Origin of the sequence: Marinobacter gelidimuriae (assembly GCF_000372805.1) — a bacterium.
Lineage (GTDB): Bacteria > Pseudomonadota > Gammaproteobacteria > Pseudomonadales > Oleiphilaceae > Marinobacter > Marinobacter gelidimuriae.
In genome coordinates this window covers 1-1,440 of record NZ_KB889854.1, presented here as the reverse complement: position 1 = coordinate 1,440, position 1,440 = coordinate 1, and the positions used below count along the sequence as shown (strand labels likewise).

The 1,440-nt window shown below is 52.4% G+C and carries 3 protein-coding genes and 1 pseudogene; all 4 read right to left on the bottom strand.

Translation table 11 applies throughout. The features are described 5' to 3' along the window. Positions 1 to 248: pseudogene (locus A3OI_RS24585) on the bottom strand (MerR family transcriptional regulator); the annotation flags it as partial. Between the two features lie 253 nt (positions 249 to 501). Beyond that, positions 502 to 771 (bottom strand): type II toxin-antitoxin system RelE/ParE family toxin, encoded by a 270-nt coding sequence (locus A3OI_RS0103675; RefSeq protein WP_018402987.1) that lies wholly within the window; start codon positions 769 to 771, stop codon positions 502 to 504. Beyond that, positions 758 to 1,042, bottom strand: coding sequence for a type II toxin-antitoxin system RelB/DinJ family antitoxin (locus tag A3OI_RS0103670; RefSeq protein WP_018402986.1), 285 nt, complete (start codon positions 1,040 to 1,042; stop codon positions 758 to 760). The genes A3OI_RS0103675 and A3OI_RS0103670 overlap by 14 nt, the downstream gene beginning before the upstream one ends. Before the next feature lie 127 nt (positions 1,043 to 1,169). Further along, a complete protein-coding gene (locus A3OI_RS24235; RefSeq protein WP_267283271.1) occupies positions 1,170 to 1,295 on the bottom strand; it encodes a hypothetical protein in 126 nt (41 codons plus the stop codon). Positions 1,296 to 1,440 lie beyond the last annotated feature (145 nt).

Here is a 1,440-nt window from a genome sequence, read left to right as displayed (position 1 = left end):
GGCTCATCCTTCAAACCAGAATCCGTGACAGTTCGGTTCCCTATTACGAACTCGAACCAAGAAGCCAACAGACTCTCCTGAGAGGCGTTGGACAGTTGCTGCTTGGCGCCGCCGATGGTGTAGCCCTGGTCGTACAATAGGCTGCGGATCTGGCGGATGGTGATGACGTCGGCGCGCTGATAGTAGCGGCGGTTGCCGCGGCGCTTGACCGGGGACAGGTGGGGGAATTCCTGTTCCCAGGACGCAAGCGGGGACAGATTTTAAATCTGTCCCCGTCTATTCATATACCCATACCTTTTGGTCTGCACTTTCCAGACATCCCGCCCCAAGCACTCTGTTCACTTCGAAGACGGCACTGCGAATCCGATAACTAAGCTCTTCTTCCCTGAGCATATCTGTTCTTTTTCCTTCGCCCGTGGGTGGCAGTGAACGTCCGTGGCTAAAAGGTCTTTAAGCGCTTGGTGTTCGGGCCTCGCTACCCCTTTTTATGCCGTATATTTTTCAGAAAAGCTCGCTGTGACTGCCGATTCTGGCGAGCTGTAAAACGCCGTTACTCACACTGTAGATTAACACCAAATCCGGCATAACATGGCAATCTCTGAAGCCCTGCCAATTGCCTATTAGCATGTGATCGACGTGCTTGTCGTCCAACGGATCATCACGTTGTAGCATCGAGATGATACGGCCCACTTCAACGATGTCTGGGATAGGCCGTTTAGTTATTTTTTTAAAGTCTTTTTTGAACTGCGTTGAGTACTCAAGGCTGTACATGTGTGACCTTGCCATCCGTGAAGTCTGCTACAAGGCTATCCAGTGATTCCGCACGGTGCCCTTTGCCTTCCAGCAGTTCCTGCATGGCGGCGGCGCTTGTTTCATTCGGCTGAGGTGCCTTCAGTTCAAACGGGATACCCCCGTAATTGATAACCGCCCGTGCAAACAACTTGATTGCCTGGGAGGGGCTAAGCCCCACCTCGTCGCAAATATTTGAGAACGCGACCTTGGTGTCGTGGTCAATGCGGGTGCTAAGCATGTCAGTTTTCATTACGCTCTCCGTTTGTGCTGTTGCGTCTTACATTGTAGCACAAATGCTATACAAACGTGGGCTTGAATCAGGCTGCGCCGCCTGCGGCAGATCAATGGTTTGGGTTGCTGGGCTCTTTTTAAACAGCTTACTGAAATGCTTCCAGCTCTGATCGGGGGATGTGGCCGTGGTTTACCATCACGGTATTGATCAGCAGCGGCGATACTTCAAAGTGCTCTGCCGCCACTTCCACGAGGAAGGAGTGCCTGTCCATGACTTACTAAAGCTCCAAGCGGGGACGGACTTGAAGTCTGTCCCCATGTCCAAGCGGGGACAGATTTGAAATCTGTCCCCTATATTGATGCCGCAGTTGACGCTGCCGGCCAAGATGACTTCCGAGAACGCAGCAAGAACGAGTG

What these genes read in the sequence shown, in the direction of transcription:
- A3OI_RS0103670 (WP_018402986.1), bottom strand. Translation starts at nt 1,042, where the DNA reads ATGAAAACTGACATGCTTAGCACCCGCATTGACCACGACACCAAGGTC.
- A3OI_RS0103675 (WP_018402987.1), bottom strand. Translation starts at nt 771, where the DNA reads ATGTACAGCCTTGAGTACTCAACGCAGTTCAAAAAAGACTTTAAAAAA.
- A3OI_RS24235 (WP_267283271.1), bottom strand. Translation starts at nt 1,295, where the DNA reads ATGGACAGGCACTCCTTCCTCGTGGAAGTGGCGGCAGAGCACTTTGAA.